We start from the raw sequence: 21,813 nt of genomic DNA on the forward strand, positions 1-21,813 counted from the left end.
GATGTGTATAAGAGACAGGAGTATAGTCTGGCGACAGGAAATAAATGATTCAAAAATAGTGGAATTAGATTTTTCTTATTATCAACAATTTTACGCATACTATTGATATTAATCTGGAGACTTTCTAATTCATGGTCATAAACAGTAAGGTCTAAATCCTTCGTATTAAGAACATTAAAAATAATTTTTGTAAAAAGGAAATCAGTAACTTGTAATAGATTAAAAGCTACAGAAATATCTTTTATGTTTGCAGCATAGATATCCTCAAGAGTAAATTGCCCCGGTTTATCTATAAGTTTTTCGACTATTCCAGTACTGGCATCAAATTCATTATCTAGAAGAGTCCTGACACATATTTCTATGAGATAATTTATAACAATACGATAAATAATTCCTGCCTTGTCTGGGGCGTTCATACTGGACACATATCTCAGACTTGGAGCCAAGTGTCCAATAAAAAATGTCAAATCCGTTATAATATTCTCGTCAATATTTCCATCAATGATATTTTCAAAAATAACATTATTTTCTTTGGCAATTGAATAATCTTCACGATTTATAAGGAGTGATATTTCAACTCTTTGTAGTAAAAAATCCAAATAATCCTGAGTTGGCAGCCATTTGTCGTACTGCCGCGTTAATAATGCTTTGGTAATAATGTTGTTGCCCAGGTTTGTGGCGGCGGCTTTTTTTAGATGGTAAGAAACTCTTAATTTACTTTTTGATAAGTCATACATTGACATCAAAGCGAATTTTTTTTCCACGTCTGACATGTTGTCTCTAACAGAGGGTATCCAGATATTGGCGTAACTACCATACTGAGCCCCCCCTCTATAGCGTTCTGTTGTTTTTTGTGTTTCAAACGGCAAAATAAGCTTGTATTGGTAAAGCATATTATTAGCTTTTGCTATTTTAATTTCTTCAACTAAATGTATTTCCCATTTTATTGGTTTGGCTACCTCGCTTTCGTTAACTGTTTCGTTATATAACATACGACGTGAATTATCTGGAACATAATAGGTAACTGAATTAGCTGCTGCATCTTTAAAAGCTCGCCTTTCATAACCAGGTACTTTAATAATCATCGTCAGAATGTTATGATTTTTATTCATTTTGTTCTTTTCTTTTCTCTTCTCTTTTATATTTTCTTTTCTTATGTCTTTCAAAGCCTGTTGAAAATTATGTCTATCTATCTTTTCATTGTTATAATAAACAACGGGTTCGATATTATTTGGTATTCTAAATCCTGACTTCCTCCTGGCCTCATATATTAAATCAGAAAAAGCTTTAATCGATGTAAGGTCAAATTTTACAATTTCAGTTTCACGATACATTTCGACAGGAATAAAAATATCAGTACTTATTGATTTTGAATTTCCTGCATTCCCGAATTCTTCATAAAACTCATCATCAATTACCAAATAATCAAAATCTGGGTCTTCTCCATCTTTTATTCTTTTATGCACACTTTCTTTTATTTTGTCATGATCAGATTCTACATAAAGGGAGGTGTTAACTTTTTGTGCCTGAGTATTTACTCTGATTATTTCTTTTGTAATCACTTCCTGTGGGGTGGAGTCGAAGTTAAATAAAATAATGCCTCTTGATCTTATATCAAAGTCAGCGGCCATATAATTGATAATATTCAAAATCTGCTCTTCTACAGAAAAATTTTGAGATCCGTAGTGCATGGAACTTTGCTTATACGAAAATACTTTGTTAAATCTGTAAATGAATCTTTTAGAATGTTTATAACTCTGAATCAGGCAAAGCGCACCTGAATAACAAAGGTTGGCTACCTTTGGTGAATTTTTAATATCAATTTCAGGTCCTTCGTTGCCAATATTGTCAAAATTAAACTCTATTCTAAAAAATGCATCTTTCCACCAGCCGTAGGGTGCTACAAAATCGAGAGATACTAAAAACATATTATTGTCATTGATGGTCAATTTAAATTTATCTGGATATTTCTTATCAAGAAAAGCTTGAAGTTTCCCAACTGCCATATAAATCTCTCTGGCTTTAGATGCTGAGTTTCTCGTGGGTGATGCTGGAGCATATGTTAATTTATTGGGATAAATTATTTTATCACCATTATTTAAATTTTCTTTCCGAATTATATTTACATCGGTTAAAAAAACATTTCCATTGCGTATCAGGTGCACTTCCCGATGTGGAAAAAAAAGTCTGTTATATCTATTTCTTAATTCAAAATTAAAGTCTTCGTTTCTTGGTGCCTTAATAATACGTGTTCCTGTTTCTTGAGTATACCGATCTTCATAAAAAAGTTTCACATGATCTGTATCGTCAGTGGCTACCTGAACAGAATTTTCTAATAATAACCTATTTGCATAGTTCGTAACGACGGTGACTGCTCTATTGTTTTTAGAGAACATTTTATGAGCTGTATCCTCGAGATCGTTAGGTTCTAATTTACCATAATGAATCATTGCCTGAACAAGATTAAACGTTCTTGATACAGTGTAAGGTATAGCAGGCTCGGTAGTATTATCACTGGGCTTAGTAATGATTTTTTCAGCTATTTCCTTACTTTTGTTTTTGAAAAATTTGATTCTTTTTCTTCTATTAATGTTTATCATAACTGAATTAATGTAAGCTTTAGCTTTTCTGTATAAATCTTTTTCTTTAAGTTCTCGGTCAAGTTCTTCATACTCTTGAAGAGTGAGTTGTTTTAGTATGCTTTTTTGTCTTTCGTTCAGTGCAAAAGCACACCCTGACATCATTGTTAAGGATAAAATGATAAGATGAATGAAGCTTTTATTTGATTTAGATAACGCAGTCATAATCATAATTGACAACCCTTATGATATCTCAAAAGTGTCTGGATTGAATGCCGATGTCTGATTACCTTTACTCATCACTGTTGCTAGTCAATCATAGTCTGCTTTAAAAATATCTGCTTTCCAATGACTGGTACTGAAGTCTGAGTGAATAACCCCCCATAGGTTACACGACGATTAACAGTTGCTCTTAGGGTAGACATTAAGCTCAAAAAAGCTTCATTTCCAGCGGCAGAACTCACCTTGAACAGCCAAAATAAAGCTTCGCGAAAAGTATCAAGGCTGAACAAGATGAGTACTGCAAATAGTAGACTAGTTGAAAAAAACTGCTGACGTGTTTCGACCGGTCTGAACTCATCAGCATGGCGGAACAGCTTGGTTTTACTATACGACAGCGAGATATCCGCCCCTTGGACTTTATCCTTTCACTGATTGATGCCCTCGCTGGTGATGGAAACTGCGATACTCAAGCCGATCTCCACCGTAACTTTAATGAGTTGACGGGTCTGAATGTCTCCTATCGTTCCTGGGCAAATCAAGCTAAAAAAGACGCGATGCCTGCTCTTGTCCTCTGGCTATGGGTGCAGTGTCTGGAGGTCTTTTCCCGCAAAGTCATGGCGTTTGATGAGGACAGTCCATTTTCAGAGTTTGAGCACATTCTGATTCATGACGGCTCATCGCAAGCTGTCTACGATGCCCTGAAGGAAGCATTTCCCGGCAGGTTCTCAACGGTCAGTCCTGCTGCTGTCGAACTGCATACGACAATGGATCTTCTTACCAACAATCTGGTGCGCGTGCAGCTCACTGAAGATACCCGTTCAGAAAGAGACTGTCTGCCACCACTGCCAACCTCCATGGCCAATATCCTGATGCTGATTGATGCCGGTTATTTTGAGTTGGAATCCTTTGCTGCCATTGATGACCGGGAGGGTTCTTTTATCTGCAAGGCGCCACAGAGTATCAACCCGACGATACTCAGCGCAGTACGGGAAGATGGCAAAAATCTCAATCGCTACAAAGGGAAAAAACTTAAGGAAGTGTTGTCTGGCTTCCCTAAAGATCAATGCCTCGACCTTGATGTAGAATGGCCAGGATTCAAAGCCTGGCCATATCGTTTTGTTGTCCGCTGGAATGACAGGAAACTGAAATGGGTATTCGTTGTAAGCAACCTTAACCGGGTTGAGTTCACCCTGAGTGAAGTACTTCAGGCCTATCGTCTACGATGGCAGATAGAGCTTATCTTCAAAGAGATCAAGTCCTATTCAGGGTGGCATCGTTTTAACACTAAATCAGCGACACTGGTGTTTAGCCTGATTCTGATGTCCTTCGTGGTTGCGACGTTGAAAAGGTATCTTGCCCATGCTGCGCAGGCGAACCTCTATAAAAGTGGAGCCATTGAAGAAATCTCGACGCATAAGGCGATGAAAAGTGGAACCCGGCTGTTTGGTAATGTCATTTTATCCCTTATGAATGCAGGAAAGTCCCTACTCTCACATACAAGGAAGCTGCTCAACTTCTGGGCAGATAATGCGAAACGTGAACACCCTGCACGAGATGGTTGTTCAGGGCGTACAAGATTAGGTCTTTGTGCTGTGGGTGGGGCTTAATGTCTACCCTAAGAACAGTTGCTTTAATCCGGGAGGTTTTTTGAACTCTCCTAAGCATACGGTTGTGTTTCATAAAACTTTTTGCGAAGGGAGCGTTCATATCACAGAATGTCTGATAAGGTATGCAGCCAGATATATGGAAGCTGGTGAGGCTACTTTATAATCGCGATTACTGCCTTTTGCCAGCTCCCACAGCGTGTGTACAGGGCGTTAACTTACATACTATTCTCTGGCGTGGTTAGGAGTGCTTTAGCACTTGTTTGAATCATTAGGGATAAGGGATTGCGATCCTGTAATGTCACACGTTCAGTATCATTGGTTGAAACTGAAGAATCGGGGTCAAGCTCGTTACTTTTATTATTTCCATCTTTAGAAGGATCTTCAAACGACTCATGTATCTGAATGGTATGTGACAAATCAGCCTCTCTATTCTGGGGCGTTCCAAGTCTTACTGCGGCATCAAAGTGTTCCAGGAGAGCCGCTGAACCAGGGTAATGAATAAGATAATGAGAAGCTTGATGAGGGGCTATTGTAAGGTTTGAGGCGAAGAGTACAGCTTGATCGAAATGTTGGTTTAGCAATAACTGTAAAAGTATTTCCCTTTGACTTTCTGAGAGATCAGGAAATGCATAATTTGGGTTCTGTAACAGAATAGCCAAAAGGTTAGGAGCAAAATTAACCCAGCGATTCAGGTCATAAATCTCATAATTAGACCCGTAGTCACCTTGTGTAATTACCGGAAACCATACACCCTGTGTTGGCACTAGCAAAGCAATTAGTTGCACACTGCCATATTGTTGCAATTTTGCTAACTCCGATTCAGCGAAAGAGGTTGAATCAGTAATTATATTATTATCGAGAATGGCTGGAATCATACCAGAATCGATCCCTAATATTAGCTCAAGCTCTTGTATCAGTTTTTCATGATCAGGATGATCCTCAATCATGGAATAAATTTGACGAAGGTTGTAATTCATGATTTGTCTTACCTTTTGCTGGTTCCATGCGCCTGCTTGTCTTGAACGTTTAATCCTGTTGAATATCTCTGCAATGGACGAGTACATACAGTTACCATCGCCATTAATTCTTATCAGCTCAAAACCGGCGGGGACAGGGTTATAGTAAGAAACGGGAGCAACTAATTGTTTTTTGGGGTATCCCTTTTTCATCTTGTTATATAATTGCCCTACTTGTTTCCTGATGCATCTGTCCTGTTCCATGCATTCCTTGTGAAAAGGTCTTACTAGCGTTTCTTTCGGTTCGCCAGTGGTTTTGTTTGTCCGGCGTCCTTTGCCTCTTATGGGGTTTTTAGTTTCGTAAATTTCACCACAATGGTAACAGGTTTGTCTGAACTGACCATGTCTATTTGGAAAATTAATGAGAAGATTCGGAGTGTTTTTCCTAAATAAAAAGATTAATTCATCTGTTTTCTCTTTGCTGAAAAAACTCGAGTTTTGTTCAGTTTTTTTAAGAAACGCTTGCAGAGAAACTTGCACATCTCTATTTTTTGTACGACTTCCGTATTTTTCTAAAATGCTTAACGTAAACTTATTTAAAAATTGGCTGCTTTCGAAATCCATATCGCTGGAGTAATGTCTCGCGACAGGCAACAAGTGACTCAAAAACAATGGGATAAGATTTTTCTCATCATCAATAATTTTGCGCATGCTCTTGATAATAATGTGAAGGTTTTCTACTTCATTATCATAAAAAGAAAGTTCTAAATTACCTGTATTAATAGGATTAAAAACAATTTTTGTAAAAATAAAATCAGTGATTTGTAATACATTAAAAGCTACAGAAATACCTTTTTTGTTGGCAGCATAGATGTCCTCCAGTCTAAATTGCTCCGGTTTATCAATAAGTTGTTTGACTATTCCAGTACTTGCATCAAATTCGTTGTCTAGAAGAGTTCTGACACATATTTCTATGAGATAATTTATAACAATACGATAAATAATTTCTGCCTTATCTGGACCGCTCATAGTGGATATAACTCTCAGGTTTGGAGCCAGGTATCCAATAAAAAATGACATATCCGTGATAACATTTTTTTCAATATTTCCTTCAATGACGCTTTCAAAAAAAACATTATTTTCTTTGGCGGTTGAATAGTCCTCATGGCTTATAAGGAGCGACATTTCAACTCTTTGTAGCAATAAATCCAAGTGGCTCAGAGTTGGTAACCATTTATCGTCCTGTGGCATTAATAATGATTTGGTAATAATGTTATTACCCATATTTAAAACAGCGGTTTTTTTTAGATTATTCGGAATTTTTAATTTATTGCGTGATAAGTCATACATTGACATTAAAGCGAATTTCTTTTCAACTTCCGACATGTTTTCTCTAACAGTGGGTATCCAAATATTAGCCTGATTATCATACTGAGATCCTCCTCTATAGCGTTCTGTTGTCCTTTGTCTTTTTAGAGGTAAAATGAGTTTATACTGATAAACCATATTATTAGCTTTTGCTAATTTCTTATTTTCAACTATGTGTATTTCCCATTTTATGGGTTTGCCTACTGTGCTTTCGTCAGCTCTCAAGTAATGTGCTAGTTGGAAGTGCTTCTTTGGAATATAAAATTTATCTGAATGGGCTGCAGCAATTTCAAACGCTCGCCTTTCATAATCAGGGACTTTAACAATCAGCGTAAGAATGTTATGCCTTTTCTTGTGTTTGTTTTTTATATTTCCTTCTTTTTTATTTCCTTTCCTTATCCTATTCAGAACCTGTTTAAAATTATGCTCATCCAGCTTTTCATTCTTATAATAAACAACGGGTTCTATATTTAATGGTATTTTAAATTCCGATTTTCGCCTGGCTTCAGAGGTCAGATCATGAAAAGTTCCTATAGAGGTATAATCAAATTCTACAATCTCAGCTTCAGGTTGCATTTCGATAGGAATAAAAGTATCAGTACTTATTGATTCTATATTGTTTTTATCATCGGACTCATCGTCCATTACCAAATAATCAAAAAATGGATCTTCTCCTTCCTTTATTCTTTCTCGAACACTTTCTTCTATCTTAATGTGATCCGTTTCTACATAAACAGACTTGCTGATTTTTTGTACCCGTTCATTTACGTCGATTATTTCTTTTGTAATCACATTCTGTGGGCTTCTTGCATGCAAGTCATGTGAAAGAATTCCTTCTGATCTTATATCGAAGTCAGCTGTCAAACAATTGATTATATTCAAAATATGTTCTTCTACGGTAAAATTGTCTGATCCATAGAGTACACTTTCGGGGCTGTGTGACCAGCAGTATTTATAACCACCGAAGTTGATTCCATAAAAGCAGTTATAACTCTTTGTTGAGAAAAGTTTATTTGTAAAATGGTGGGCTACCTTAGGTGCATATTTAATGAAAACGTTTGGTATTTTGTTGCCAATATTGTCAAAATTAAGCGTTATTTTAAAAAATGCATCTTTCCACCAGCCATAGGGTGCTACAAATTCCAAAGACACTACAAACATGTTGTCGTCATTGATAGTTAATTTAAATTTATCTGGATACTTCTTATTAAGAAAGACTTGAAGTTTATGAGTTGCAATGTAAATCTCTCTGGCTTTAGATGCGCTGTTTCTCTTGGGAGAGGTTGGAGCAGATGTTGATTTATCGAATAAAACTATTTTATCTCCATCCTCAAAGTTTCCTTTCCGGATTATTTTGACATTTTTTAATATAAACTCTCCATTGCGTAGTAGATGTAACTGAAGATTTAGAGGGCTATATGGATTGGATAATCCAGGATTAAAGTCTTTGTTTTTTGCTGCCTTAAAAATAGATGTTTTTCGCTCTAGATAAGCCCGATTTTCATAGAACATACTTATCCAATCCATATCCTTTATGGGCGTTTTTTCTGCTCTTTGTGATAATAATCTATCTACATAGTTTTCAACAACACTGGCTGCCCGATTACTTTTTCTAAGCGTTACTTGATCTACACTTGTTATCGGTATTTGCTCGATAGATTCTACTTTACCATAATGAATCATTGCCTGAACAAGATTAAACGTCCTTAATAGAGTGTAAGGTATGCCAGGCTTGGTAGTATTGTCACTAGCCTTAACCCCCATTTTCTGAGCTATTTCTCTATTTTTACTTTTGAAAAAATTGTTTCTTTTTCGTCTATTAACATCAGCCATCAACGTATTAATGTAAGCTTCACCTTCCCTGTATAAATATTTTTCTTTAAGTTCTTTATCAAGTTCTTCATACTCAGGAAGGGTGAGTTGTTTTAACATGCTTTTTTGTTTTTCGTTTAGTGCAAGAGCACTCTCAGACTTCAGGGTTATCAATAAAACGATAAAATGAATGTTTTTTTTTCTCAATTTAGATAACGCGGTTAACATCATAGCTACCAGTCCTTATAATGTCATACAAGCTTCTATATTGAGCAGTATTGTCCGGGTAAGACCTACCAAACTTTATAACAAGCGAATAGTAGCTTGTTTTAAAACTATCTGCTTTCTAATTGCTGGTACTGATGTTTATTATCACTTGATCATCCTCTTAATCTCTGAATAAACGGCTCTGAATAAGTTAAATATTGTTCTCATGGGCTGTACAAAGAATAATATTGCCGTATAGTTTTGCGCGTTTATCACGCAACCTGTTCTGAGCCAGTGAAAATGGACTAGTAAAAAGGAGCTACTGGTCTACTATATGTGTCTTATTGATGAAACCGGGATACACTCTGATTACCACTCAGTTTTGATCTGGAGCAAGAACGTTTATACGCCAACTGACACCAGAATCCGGTGCTCGTTCCGGCACCTGCTTGATCGCGGTTTAGTGGAGAAGGTTAGATGGTTTACAAGAGGGTCATTATACGTTTTAAGGTGATTATCTTTATGAATTATCTGAAACAAGTGCTTTCGTCCCATGATCGTATTGTATTGAAACTCACTGACAGTTATTCTGCACTCAAGGCCTTTACAACTATTATGCTGTTACTGGCCGTTACCCTTTGTTTTATGACCTCGTTTACCTCTGCTACAGAAGTCGAAATGGATGGAAGGGTAATAAACCTTAAATCTTCCATAGTCAAATGGATGCTTGCACTGAATGATAGTCCATTTGTTGATTATCCCAATGAGCCGAAATTGATTTTAGCAACAATGGTAGAAGAAGGTACGGATGACTTTGCCTGTTTACTGGAATTAAACAGAGAGTTTCTTGGCAATGGATCTTTTAATAATAGTATTCCGGTTGAATTGAATGTACAGACTACCCGGTCCCAGCAAAAAGAATTATACGATGCTTTTCCTGAAGCTGCAGATCTTAAAATTAATTGGATTTTTGAAGATGAAGGACATGAAGACAAATCCTGGCTTCAGATGGAGGTTTCCAGTTTAACTCTATCCCTATCAAACTGGGAGGAAATGAGAGCACCCAGTTCAACCAATTGGCTGGGAATTAGTCAGTATTCTAATATTTATGCCAGAGGTAAAGGCTTCAATGAAAGTTTTATTGATTCTTTATCGTTGGTAGAAAAATTTCACCAAAGAGCTGGATTTTATAGCCCTAAAACCATGTCTTTGAGTCATCGAACCATGAGTTGCATTTCAGACTTTTGGTATGAGGGTGATGATGTGTATCAAAACCTTTCAAATTGCTCCATTAGCACAGAACAACATAAATTCTCTATTGCTACGCCAAGATTTGGTCTGGGTGGACTGCACATTGGGTTGCCTTTTAACTCTGAGCTGATCGCGAAAGTTGACAATTACGAATTATCAAAAGACAAAACATCAACTTCACTGCATAATGATTTTAAGCAATTACTGAACGATAAGCCATGGCTGGTATATGCTCTTACAGATAATAATGATTTGGACACTCAGCCAGAAACTATCCAGCATGTTTCGTATTATATCGCCTATTACCGCGATGAAGCCTTCTTGAAAGAGTATTTGGACATTATCAGAAGAATAGAATCTGGCGAAGTAAAAATTGTTACACCTCTTAAACGGTCAACTTTTGTAAAGCCAGCCTTTAAGGAAATGCTCAAAGAACTGGGTTTTAGCGAAGTTAATTACAAATCAAACGGACAGTCAAGTGGCTATGTTGACCGCACTGCCCCTGCATATAGAAAAATAACGTTTATCGATCCAGGTTTTATTGCTAACGAGAATGCTTACAATGCTTTGCTTTATTTCTCTAATCCTTTAATTCTCGTTACAGGTAATATTGGTCTGGCCAAAGCCATCACAATGAATAAGATTCCTTTTTACGAATGGCGTTACTTTGAGAGTCACACGAATGAGCATCTCCAATCCTTCTGGCAAGGCACCACCCTTGAGGCGTTTTTCGTAAGTGAGTATCAGCCAGAAAGAAAAGCAGCAGCACTCAATCAATTTAACTTTGACTCAGTGCTTCGTCGTCAGACAAACCAGCGTATTATTAAAGAAAAAAACGCCATGCCTGATCTGCTCGACGTTATATGGTTGGTCCATCGCCCCAATCTTGCGCTCTGGCGTCTTGATAAAAAGGTCAAGGAAAGATTGCGGCTGGGAGAAAAAAGTCAACTATTCGATGAAATCAAACACACAGAAAGTGCTGATATACGGGATGTTTTGGCTGCCAAGGTACTGATTCAGCACATTTTAGATCAGAATACCGGTTATGATTCAGAACAGCTTGACGAGTTAATCAAGCTAATTCAGGATCCAAGGCTCAGGGAGTACCTGATATCACTGATGATCAAACATAAGCCATAGAAACAGTTGACGTTATATCTGTTCAATTAATGCAGGAGCCAGAGCAACGCAGGAACCGTTGCCGCCTGGGGCAGTCTATTCTCAGTCAGGCTGCTAACACTTTGACACTATCCGAAATAAATCGAAGCTGTGAGTGCAGAAGTTTACATGGGTTACACGACGACTATTAATTGTCTTAATAGGATTGTCTTTGTCAATTCTTTGAAGAAAACCGTTGTGCCCAGTAAAACATTATCGTATAGGCCGTTCTCATATCATAAGGAGACTAATAAGGCATGTATCTGAATAATTTTCACAAAGCCTTTAAAGCAATAATGCAGTTGTTCATCGTTATTTTTAATTTTATGACTCCATTTGCCTGCGCTACAGAAGTCGAAATGGATGGCAGGGAAGTAAACCTTGAATCTTCCCTAGTCAAATGGTTACTTGCACTGAACAACAGGCCAACTTATTTTTATCCCCGTGAGCCAAAGTTGATTTTGGCAACAATAGCAGAAGATACAGATGACTTTGCCTGTTTACTGGAAGTAAACAGAGAGTTTCTTCGCAATAGAGCATTTAGTAGTATTCCTGTTGAACTGACTGTACAGAGTACCTGGTCTCAGAAAAAAAAGTTATACCGTGATTTTTCTGAAGCTTCTGATCTGAAAATTAATTGGATTTATAAAGATGAACGACGTGAAGATGAGGCATTCTGGCTTCAGAAGGAGGTGGCTAGCTTTATCCTATCCCTATCAACCTGGGCAGGAATGAGAATCCCCAGAACACTCAATTGGCTGGGAGTTGGTCGGTATGCAAATATTGCTGCCAGAAATGAGGGTGTGGCAAAGAATTTTATTCATTCTTTATGGCTGGTAGAAGACTTTCACCAGAGATCTGGCTTCAGCAACTATGACAGTATGCCTATCAGTCATCGAACCATGAACTACATCTCAGACTTCCTCCGTGAGGGTTATGATTTGTGCCAGAATCTTTCGAACTGCTCCATTAGCACCGAACAACATAAATTCTCTACTGCTACGCCAAGATTTGGTCTGGGTGAACTGCATATTGGCCTGCCTTTTAACTCAGAGCTGATCGACAAAGTTGACCATTACGAATTATCAAAAGACAAAGCATCAACTTCATTGCACAAGGATTTAAAAAAATTACTGCGTGATAAGCCTTGGCTCGGATATGTTCTTACAGGTTATGATGATTTGCATACTCAGGCAGAAAATATTCAGAATGTGTCGTATTATACCGCTTATTACCATGATGAGGCCTTCTTGAAAGAGTATTTGGGCATTATCAGAAGAGTAGAACCCGGCGAAGTAAAAATCATTACTCCCCTCAAAGCATCAACTGTTGCAAAGCCAGCCTTTAAGAAAATGCTCAAAGAACTGGGTTTTAGTCATGTTAGTTACAAGTCAAATGACCAGTCAGGGGGTTATGTTGACGGCACTGCCACAGAACATAGAAAAATAACGTTTATCAACCCTGGCACTATCGCTAACGAAAATGCTTACAATGCTTTGCTCTATTTCTCTAATCCGTTAATTCTCGTTACAGGCAATATCAGCCTGGCCAAAGCCATTACAATGAATAAGATTCCCTTTTATGAGTGGCGCTTTTTTGAAAGTCAGGTCAATGCGGATCTCCAATCCTTCTGGAAAAACACAGGCCTTGAGTCGTTTTTCGTGAGTGAGTATCGGCCAGAAATAAAGGCAGCAGCGCTGAATCAATTTAACTTTGACTCACCGCTTCGTCGCCAGGCAAACAAGCGAATCATTAAGGCTAAAAATGCCATGCCCGATCTGCTCGATGTTATATGGCTGGTTCACCGCCCCAATCATACGCTCTGGAAGCTCGATACACAGGTCAAAAGAAGATGGGTACAGGGAGGAAAAAGTGAATTATTTGAAGAAATCAAACACACAGAAAGTGCCGATATACGCGATATTTTGGCTGCCAAGGTAATAGTTCATAACATCTTATATCAAAATACCGGTTATGATTCAGAACAGCTTGACGCGATATTCAAGTTAATTCAGGATCCAAGGCTAAAGGGCTACCTGCTATCTTTGCTGAACGACATTGAGCCATAATACCAGCCATCTGGAAGTAAGCGGTGTCTGGTTATTCGGGGTTATGCTCGATCAGAAAAAAACTGTCCTTCCACCGAATGAAGAGCAATTCGGATCTTGTGTCTCTCGCTGTTTTTCGTACCACAAGGGCTATAACTTCTTAAAGTCACTTGACTAAATCACCGAGAGACTAATAGTTTGGGAGAGAAATACTTCAAAAACGACAGTGAGTCATCAAATGATACCCTCTTATTTTGCTAATGCGCTCCGGAATATGATTCATCCATTTGACGATATAAGCGATGCGAACCTATATCTGTTTGGTTCGAAAGAGCAGTCACGATTTGTTTTTGGCCGATGTCCTTCTACCGTAAAAAGGGATTTGCCGTCGGATGAATCACAGGTTCCTGATAAACAGTTGTCGGGCAGAAAAATAACCAGATTATCTCCTGATAATGTTGAGCAGAGTGAACGAAGTTTTGAAAAAATCGTTAATGGTTGTAAAGCAGCATTTAATCAGGGACGAGCAACGGAGCTTATTGATAGGCGGGGACATACTTATTACGCATATTTCCTTGCGAGGCTCGACGGATGGCTCAGCAATTTTGAAGCTGTGCCTATGTTTCAGTGGGATAGCTCCAGCACCTTGAGTAAGTGTGAAGACTTACTTAGCTCGATAGAACAGCTGCCAAATTATTTTCATGAAGAGAAGCAGGTTGGGGCCTTTGCACGCAAGGCTTGCGCTCTTGTTCTTTCAGAAATGAGTATTGAAGCCATTCAACAATCTATTATTGATCACGAAAAAGGTGAACAGCGCCTCTCTTTGCGTTTATACCACCTTTTAAAGGGTATTTGTCGCGCTTTTGAGAAGTCCGCTGAAGTTCAGACTATGCTGGATCAAACAGAACCGTTCAAAGGCTTTCCTTTGGATGAGCTGTACAGATTTTTTATTGATGAGGGACACTGGGAAGAATACGGTTTAGGTCTGTTTTGTTATGAGGATGAGCCTGGGTATGCAGCGGCTATGCTAACTGCCTTTAAAGAAGCCGGTAATATTTTGGCTAATAAACCCCTGGATTACAGTAAGCTTGAAGCTATTCATGAGTTGACTACATCCGATGTTATGTCTGCTCGTGCAGATGTGATTATTAAAGACTTCTCCTGGAACGAAGCGGTCGTTGGTTATGTGAGGGGGCAAAACTTCACAAAGAATGGCTTAATTGAAATAACGAAGTTGGCTAACGAGAACAATTTTCCGAGAATAGAAAGACTCGATCGTTATACATACCAGGTTTTCATTGATTTTAAAGGTCAAAAAGGCATTGAGTTATCCATAAAATATTGCCAGGCCTTTGAGAACAAGTTGCAAGAAATAACTGAAACGGACAGCGAGCTGCGACATGACGCAATTATCCACGCTATTGCTGAACTCTGTCGAAATCTTCAACATACCCACCCTTTTAGAGACGGGAATGCCAGAACTATCGGCTGCATTCTGGTCAATGGACTCCTTCTGCGAGAAGGGCTTTCACCCGCCATTATCGATAATGTTAATAAATTTGATGGCTACAGTGTGGATGAGTTGGTTCTGACCATTAAGAATGGGCAGCAGTCCTTTCTGTCTCTTCGGAAGTAATCTGCCCCCCGGGTTTCCTTTTAACTCAGGGTTCAGGGCCTACCTGCTATCTTTGCTAAACGAACATTAAACCAACTGGCCAGTAAAGACTGAAGCCCTGAGCTGTCGGGATATTCAGGGCACTCCTTTGTGCGGCAACGTCCACTCCCCTGACTTTAAGCCATTCGGATATATCGTTGTACCTTATCCGAAGATCCATGGTCTCGTCTTTGAATTCTTCCCTAAGCTCCTCAAACTCCTCTCTGGTCACAACGTTTCCAGACATTGAAAAACCTCTTTACCTTCAGTTTTAATGAACAGGCTTTGAATCGCCCGCTCACTAATGTTGTTGGTAAAAGCTAGCTGCACAGGGTTTTCCAATGGGAAGATAGTCTTAGACGGGGAAATAGTCGTAAACGGAAAGACAGCCATAAACAATCCCTTTCAGAGAAATGCAATACTTTAAGTTTGGCTATTAAACAGCGTACGACACTTTAACGCCAGTTCTTAAATATTAAAACTGTGTCGTTTTTTTGGGTTAAAGACTTATTTTTTTACAATTAAAGGGTATTTCAAAACATTTCTTTGTCTACCTCTAGCCTTTATATCCGTACAGCCCTCGTTCCAACGCTCCAGATTATCAATGGCACCCAAACTCCGCTCAGGATGAACGGGGGGCTGTATGGATATCAAGGCTCAGCTGCACTAGACTGCACCCAGTCCAGTCTTGGTCATTTCTTGAACGCTGAATCCGTTTTTTTCAGCGGTAGTCTTCTCCAGCCTGTCTGCCGCCTTTTATGATCTTTGAAGGTGTATCAATGAGTCATCCCAAGTCTCATGTTTTTTACCCGAAGCATATTTTAACGTTTGTCATCGCTTCTGTGATTTCCGGATGGGCTTTGGGAGATAATACGGGTAGCCGCTTTGACCCGAAACAATGGCCCCCCGGTAAAACCAAAATTGTCGAGGGAGTAGAATCCATCCCGAAAGGCACTACCGTCGTCGTAGGCCCCGCTGATCCCTCTAAACCCGGCCCGATAAACTACATAAAAATGGTGAATGGAACCTTGTACATCGAAGGTTCTGTGACGAGCGAATTGCCCGCTGGCGATAAAGTGAAGACTGAGATTCGTATGATCGATAGCGCTGTAGGCATGAATAATAAAGTCATTAACAAGGGCCAGCTCAGCAGTGCACGAGAGAAGACCGGCAACGCTGCAGACGTCATTATGGCCCTAACCAAATACGGCGATACTATCAGCAACCAGGGCACAGTCACTGTTCAGGGGGTCAAGAGACAAACTGCACCCATACCCTCTCACATAGCCTTTCAGGCTGCGCGCAAAATGAACGCTGCCGCAAATGAGGTCAATGGCACCTTTAATATTTTAAGCGCCCCCGCCATTGGCTTTTTCATTATCAACGGTTTGGGTACCAACAGCGGCATTCTTAACCTATCCAGCCAGTCCTCAAGCGACCAACCATCCTATGGAATGAAAGCCAGCAATGAAAATATCAGCAAACCCGGAGTGGACCAGGGGAATGCAGAGATCGTCAATGATGGCACTATCAACATTAGCGGCAAAAACAATTACGGTATGACGGCCACCATCAATACCAGTAACCCCCCTGCGGACAATTTCTTCTCCAGTGCGACCAACCAGGGCACCATCCACGTTACTGGCGACGGTAACGTTGCCATGAGCACAGACACCCAACAAGCGAAAGTCAACAACAGTGGTCATATATTTACCCAGGATAATGCCGTTGGCATCAAAATCTCAGGTAATGGCCAGTTAGTGCATGAGGGTTCCGTAAGCGGTACTGGTACCGGATTGCTTTACTTGGGTAACTTTCCAAATGGCGTTGTCATCGAACCCGGATACATCGTTGGGGGATCGACTGCCATTAAGATGGAGCAAACCGGCCAAACCCCGCTGTTTGTGCATGGAGGAACCATCACAGGAAACATCGAAAGTGTGGGTGGCAAAGACAATACTCTTTATATTGCGCCTCCCCCTAAAAAAGATGTTTCTGATAAAAATACGACAGTATCCATAAAGGGTAATATTTCCGGTTTTGCCACCGTTGAGATTGGCGGAACTGACTGGCTCGCTGACGGCTGGATTATAGATACATCGCTCATTAATGCGGTAAACGCCAGTATCGATACAATTTCTACTCAAAGCCCCTCGGCCAGTCCTGAATCACTCTATCTGTCGTTCAGTCAACCCACATCGGAGGATCGCCAGCTTACCGTACACAGCTTGCCTGAGAGCACCATCAAGACGATTGACCTATCTTCCAAAAACTACCGGCCACCGCTACAGCTGTTAATGGAAGGGGGTGAAACCGGCACCGTCAAGGGCCGTTCTGACCTGAACGACACACTGGTATTGAATACGGGTTCAGTTACAACAGCGGTTGATACTATCTCTACCATCACTGTAACCAGTGGCAGTGCTGACGCCTGGTCAGTGGCAGTGCCGGTCATGAATCCCAATTACGTCAATATAGAGAAGGGTGCGCAGATCAACAGTATCAATGCAAGCTCCAGCGGCAGCAGTGGCCGTGGCGCGTTAAATCTGGCATTCAACAGCGACTTTACCGAAAACGGCTTCGTTGAAGTGGATAACTTTGGAACATTAGGGAGTCTGGATTTCTCGGGTGACGCTCAACGCCCTTCACTGCACTTTGTTCAATCCGGTGGTGATGCTGGCCTTCTAAAAACACGCCCTGGAATGAACGACACTCTTGTCATGGTTTCAGGCACAGTCAAGGAACTGAGTGGCTTTGATAACCTGATTATCCGGGGAGATAAATGGGGCTCTACGAAAATCGATAACCCTGGCACTCTCAGCATTGCCAGAGGCGGTGTCGTTACCAGAATCACCGATGACATGGCGGCTAAAAAAGAAACGGGTCAGCTGATAGTAGACTTCACCAGACCTTCCTTAAATCAGTCAGCCTTTGCTATCAATAATGAAGGGGGTGAAATCCATGGAATTGACCTCTCAAAACCAGACTCCACACGTCCGCAGCTCTTCCTGAACCATCTCGATGGCACCACCGGCAACATTACAGGTCAACCAGGTAACGGCGATCGTCTGCTTCTCAGCGGCGGCAAAATCACTGAATCAGTCAGTGGCATAGACGACATCTGGATCACAGGCAAACAATGGGAAACTATTTCAATACAGAACCCATCAAGCATCACGGTAACTGAAAGCGGTACAGCCAGCCTGGTGACCACCAAAGACGTAGCCAGCGATAAGCTAACATTGCCGCTTAAATTCACTCAGTCAGCAGTACCTGTCAAGAACGTGTCATTAAACGCCCATGGCACAATAGCAAAGATGACGTTTGATGACACCGGTCACCGCCCACCCATTAACATGACCCAGAAGGTTGGCACCATTGGCAGCATCCAGAGCCTGGTGGGTAAAGGTGACACCCTGGATGTTCAGAACGGTACCGTAGGGGGCGACATTATCGGGCTGGGCTCCGTGACCTTCAGTGGTCCGGTGGCTCAATTCGGCGGTCAGCGGATTGAGACTATGACAACGGTGAGCATTTCAGGCAAACTGATCCTGACCTCAAACCAGAAAGTGTCGGCCACCCCCGTCGTCCACATTAGCAAAGGCGGTACTTTATACGCGAAGGTATCTTCTGCAGCTCAACCGTCCGGACGTGACACGGCATTGGAAGTGACAGGTGTTTATAAGCAAGAGGGCACACTGGAAGTGACTCTGGATGAGCAGACTGACCCAAAAGCGCCTTACGTCAAAGCCACCGAAATTGAAATCGGCCCTGAAGCCGTTGTTTTACTGAATAATCAACCGAATTTCAGTGAGAGCGCCGAATATATTTTGATGCAATCATCCGACAGCGACATTAACGCAATGCCCTCCTTGCTAACGACTTCACCAAGCCCTTACAACACTTACTCCCTTCGCCTGGCGGCCAGACAGCTGTTCGTTGTCAGCTACCACCATACAGCAACATTCGTGGGTGATCTTGCCCGATCCGGCGGTGCCAACGATTCAGCCTTGAAAGCGATTAACGTAGCAATCAATCGAAAAACAACTGACAAGCTGACCACCGGCCCAACCAGGGACAGTGACCCACTAAACCGCTGGGTTCTGGACCAGCTCAAGGCGGTCAATCACAACCCTGCCGAAGTCGCCAAAATTGCCGGACAGATGACGCCTGACCTGTCCGGTGCTTCCATCAGCTCTGCCATCGCTTCAATCAGGCAGTCCCGCGCGGCCATTGGCGCACGACAGTCTGGCCTTCGCACCGGTATTGCTGCCGGTGATACAGTGACTTCCGACCACCTCTGGTTGCAGTACGCCAACATGGATGCTGTCCAGGATAAAAAAGACGGGTATTTCGGTTATGAGGCCAAAACCCAAGGCTTCACGCTGGGTATCGATTCTGACCTGAATGAACGACTGACGCTAGGTGTCGCCTATACCTATTCAAAGGCTGATGTTAAAGGAACCCATGGCTCAACCAGCAGGATCGATGCCGAAGGCCATACCTTCAGCGTCTACTCCAACTTTAAGCAAGGCTCACTGTTTGTCGATGGTCGTATAGGTTATAGCTGGGGTGAAAATGACGGTAAGCGCTACGTTGGGAAAAGTGAGATCGAGGCCAAATATGACGTCAACTCATGGGATATCGGTCTGCTGACTGGCTGTCAACGCCCCTTGGGCCAGTCAGGAGAATGGAGCTGGATACCTCAGCTAGCCTTCAACTATGCCAACATCAAGCCGGACGATTATCGGGAAAAGCGGGGAACCGGTTGGTTTGACATCCTGGGGTTTGACAGGGTCAAAAACGACAGTTACGAAATACTGGAACTGGGCGCCGGCCTGAAACTGTTGGGTGATATCGCCACAGCCAGTACGACCGTCAAACCTGAAGTCAGCCTGATGGCCTACCACGACTTCAAGGACGACCCGGTGACCATGACCGCGCACTTTGCCCAGGGTGGCGACGCTTTCCTGGTGAACGGCGCCAAACGTGAACAAAACCGTTACCAGTTCGATGCCGCGGTTAACCTGGAAAGCCACAGCAACCTGACCTTTACCCTGAGCTATCACTATGACTGGATGGACAGCTACAAGGCTCATGGGTTTATTGCCAGGGTTAGCTATGGGTTCTGAGTCAGGCGCAATTTATGCATTCCCACGCAGAGCGTGGGAACGAGCTAAATTACTCATAGAGATTTACTCCGTTCAGCGGATACCAATCTTCAGTCATCATTTGATCGTAAGACCATGGGCAAGTATCTGGGAAGCTACTTTCATCAAGCCTTTGATTGGCATTAACATAAAGGTTCATAGCTTTTATAGCTTTCTTTTTTGCTTTAAAGTAAGAATCTTCTAAAACATCTTCGATTCTTGGTGCTAAGCTGTGGTTTTTTTCCACTAATTCAACTATCCCATCCCTTGCATTAAATACACTTTCAGCCCAACCTTTAATAACTCGTTTAGTGGCTACACTGTCTCTCAACACCGTTGTCTGGTAATCCATTTTAAGCAGATGGAGTATGAGATTAACCAAAAAACTTTCTAACTCTCGAAGGTCTTGCTTAATACTCAACTCCAGCTCCTCCAACAGATTTTCAAGGTCTAGTTGGTCAAAATTATGATTTCTAAGCAAAGCTACTTGATTAGTCAGCCACTGGTGATAATCAGTTTCGTATAAATTACTCATAAATGTTCACTCCATTAAACGGATACCATTCTTCAGCCATCAACCGCTCCCTCCCAGTCGCGCTCCAGGCGCTTGGTGGGATACCCCCCATCCCTGGGGATAAGTCGGCCAGCAGGTCTGAGCCTTCAATTTTGTTTGAGGTTTGAGGATAGCAGTTGAAGAGGCGGGTGCAAATTGTTCGCCTTTTCCCCAACGCTCACGATCACCACTCTTAATGACAGCCGCTTGAGGTGGTTTGGAGCCCGCCTCCGACGACCGACTCCGCCATCTTTCCCATAGCTTCCACACACTCAGGCTAATCATCCCTTATCATTCTGATTGTGTGTACGGCACACCGTTCCCATGCTCTGAGGCTGTCGCAAAACTCAGGTTCCGCTCCCGTCATTCTTGGCTTCACTCCCGTCATTCCCGCGAAGGCGGGAATCCACACTGACTAACAACCAGAACCGTACTGCCCGTTTACCCCTCGGCCTTGTCATCACCGAGAAGGTAGAGTCCCACTGTTGGCACTGGATTCCCGCCTTCGCGGGAATGACGACCTCGGAGCATGGGAACCAGAGTTTTGCGAAACCCTCTGGAGCGTGGGAGCGATCTGAAAAGGGAATGCTGGCGTAGACAAGAATATTAGTATCAATCAGCTTCATCGAGCATTAAACCAGGTCATCAAGATAGCTACGATCCGACGGATCAAAACCTTCGGCAGGTTTGCTATTTTTTGCCACATACCACTGGAAAAGCACATTCCTTGGTTTATTCTGCTGTGTGGCAATAGCCATGCGAATAAGCTGGTTTGCCAACTGGCTCACGGTTGTGCGCTCTCTGGCGGCTTGCTCCTTGAGCTGGGCAAGCAAACCCGGTTCCAGATCCACTGTCGTTCTCATGTTTTAAACCCATTTTCTTTTTTAGTGTGATACATCACGAATATGATGAAACACAGAGGTTACATTGCCAAAGTTGAGTACGATAACGAAGATCGCATCTTTCTCGGTCATCTTGCTGGCATAAAAGATATTGTTGGTTTTCATGGCTCTTCCGTCGATGAACTGGAAACTGCATTTCATGAGGCAGTTGATGAATATATCGCCATCAGTGAGAAAACGGGCCGTCCAGTTCAAAGGCCATACTCAGGCAATCTCATGCTACGGATCAGTCCTGAAGTTCACGCTGCTGCTGCCACTGCTGCTGAAGCCAAAGGCAAAAGTCTTAACCAGTGGGTTAAAAACAGTTCGCAATAATCTATCATAATCTAAAACTATCTAATATAAT

General features: G+C 41.6%; 11 protein-coding genes. 6 read left to right on the top strand and 5 right to left on the bottom strand.

The features are described 5' to 3' along the window. Positions 1 to 2,804, bottom strand: a 2,804-nt coding sequence (locus tag KDK18_RS11820) for a hypothetical protein (protein ID WP_257255121.1), incomplete at its 3' end; no start/stop codon positions are given. A 326-nt stretch (positions 2,805 to 3,130) separates the two neighbouring features. On the opposite strand from KDK18_RS11820, the gene KDK18_RS11825 reads away from it, so the two are divergent. After that, a complete protein-coding gene (locus tag KDK18_RS11825; protein WP_257255134.1) occupies positions 3,131 to 4,408 on the top strand; it encodes an IS4 family transposase in 1,278 nt (425 codons plus the stop codon). A gap of 215 nt (positions 4,409 to 4,623) precedes the next feature. Here KDK18_RS11825 and KDK18_RS11830 read toward each other — a convergent pair whose 3' ends face one another. Further along, positions 4,624 to 8,775, bottom strand: coding sequence for a hypothetical protein (locus KDK18_RS11830; RefSeq protein WP_257255123.1), 4,152 nt, complete (start codon positions 8,773 to 8,775; stop codon positions 4,624 to 4,626). Between the two features lie 498 nt (positions 8,776 to 9,273). Here KDK18_RS11830 and KDK18_RS11835 point away from each other — a divergent pair, with 498 nt between their 5' ends. From KDK18_RS11835 to KDK18_RS11845, 3 genes are all read left to right on the top strand, one after another. Next, positions 9,274 to 11,142 (top strand): hypothetical protein, encoded by a 1,869-nt coding sequence (locus KDK18_RS11835; RefSeq protein WP_257255124.1) that lies wholly within the window; start codon positions 9,274 to 9,276, stop codon positions 11,140 to 11,142. A gap of 275 nt (positions 11,143 to 11,417) precedes the next feature. Next, complete coding sequence (locus KDK18_RS11840) at positions 11,418 to 13,229, top strand: hypothetical protein (protein ID WP_257255126.1); 1,812 nt, start codon at positions 11,418 to 11,420, stop codon at positions 13,227 to 13,229. Positions 13,230 to 13,482: 253 nt separating this feature from the next. After that, the gene (locus KDK18_RS11845; RefSeq protein ID WP_257255127.1) at positions 13,483 to 14,844 is read left to right on the top strand and encodes a Fic family protein; all 1,362 of its coding nucleotides are present in this window, start codon (positions 13,483 to 13,485) and stop codon (positions 14,842 to 14,844) included. A 55-nt stretch (positions 14,845 to 14,899) separates the two neighbouring features. On the opposite strand, the gene KDK18_RS11850 is transcribed toward KDK18_RS11845, so the two are convergent. Continuing rightward, complete coding sequence (locus KDK18_RS11850; RefSeq protein ID WP_257255128.1) at positions 14,900 to 15,109, bottom strand: hypothetical protein; 210 nt, start codon at positions 15,107 to 15,109, stop codon at positions 14,900 to 14,902. A gap of 532 nt (positions 15,110 to 15,641) precedes the next feature. On the opposite strand from KDK18_RS11850, the gene KDK18_RS11855 reads away from it, so the two are divergent. Then, positions 15,642 to 19,994 carry an autotransporter outer membrane beta-barrel domain-containing protein gene (locus tag KDK18_RS11855; RefSeq protein ID WP_257255130.1) on the top strand — a complete coding sequence of 1,451 codons (4,353 nt, stop codon included), beginning with the start codon at positions 15,642 to 15,644 and terminating at the stop codon, positions 19,992 to 19,994. 49 nt (positions 19,995 to 20,043) lie between these two features. On the opposite strand, the gene KDK18_RS11860 is transcribed toward KDK18_RS11855, so the two are convergent. Together KDK18_RS11860 and KDK18_RS11865 are read right to left on the bottom strand one after the other, a co-directional pair. Beyond that, positions 20,044 to 20,547: a DUF29 domain-containing protein gene (locus KDK18_RS11860; RefSeq protein ID WP_257255131.1), complete on the bottom strand. Its 504-nt coding sequence runs from the start codon at positions 20,545 to 20,547 to the stop codon at positions 20,044 to 20,046. Between the two features lie 650 nt (positions 20,548 to 21,197). Continuing rightward, positions 21,198 to 21,428: a hypothetical protein gene (locus KDK18_RS11865; RefSeq protein WP_257255132.1), complete on the bottom strand. Its 231-nt coding sequence runs from the start codon at positions 21,426 to 21,428 to the stop codon at positions 21,198 to 21,200. 42 nt (positions 21,429 to 21,470) lie between these two features. Here KDK18_RS11865 and KDK18_RS11870 point away from each other — a divergent pair, with 42 nt between their 5' ends. Then, on the top strand, positions 21,471 to 21,782 hold the full coding sequence (locus tag KDK18_RS11870; protein ID WP_257255133.1) for a type II toxin-antitoxin system HicB family antitoxin: 312 nt from the start codon (positions 21,471 to 21,473) through the stop codon (positions 21,780 to 21,782). Positions 21,783 to 21,813: the final 31 nt, after the last annotated feature.

This window comes from Endozoicomonas sp. SESOKO3 (assembly GCF_024606255.1).